The organism is Clostridioides sp. ZZV14-6153 (assembly GCF_020657855.1).
In the GTDB taxonomy this organism is placed as follows: Bacteria; Bacillota; Clostridia; order Peptostreptococcales; family Peptostreptococcaceae; genus Clostridioides.
Genome location: NZ_JAGWCZ010000091.1, coordinates 1 through 332, shown reverse-complemented (window position 1 = coordinate 332; position 332 = coordinate 1). Strand labels below are relative to the sequence as shown.

Below are 332 nucleotides of genomic sequence, written 5' to 3'. Positions count from 1 at the left end.
TAGCTCAGCTGGATAGAGCAACGCCCTTCTAAGGCGTGTGTCCGGGGTTCGAATCCCTGTGCGCTCACCACATATATTGGGGATTAGCCAAGTCGGTAAGGCACATGACTTTGACTCATGTATGCGTAGGTTCAAGTCCTGCATCCCCAGCCATTAAATATTAAAGTAGGGTTCATTAGCTCAGCTGGCAGAGCACCTGACTCTTAATCAGGGTGTCCCGAGTTCGATCCTCGGATGAATCATTGGAAGTAAAATATGGAGAGGTGTCCGAGTGGTTTAAGGAGCTGGTCTTGAAAACCAGTGACTTCGAAAGGGGCCGTGGGTTCGAATCC

At 49.7% G+C, this 332-nt stretch carries 2 tRNA genes; both read left to right on the top strand.

Annotated features, from left to right (window positions below):
• Positions 1 to 77 precede the first annotated feature (77 nt).
• Positions 78 to 153 (top strand) — tRNA-Gln (locus KGF46_RS19835).
• A gap of 16 nt (positions 154 to 169) precedes the next feature.
• Positions 170 to 242: transfer RNA gene (locus KGF46_RS19830), tRNA-Lys, on the top strand.
• The last annotated feature ends 90 nt before the right edge of the window (positions 243 to 332 follow it).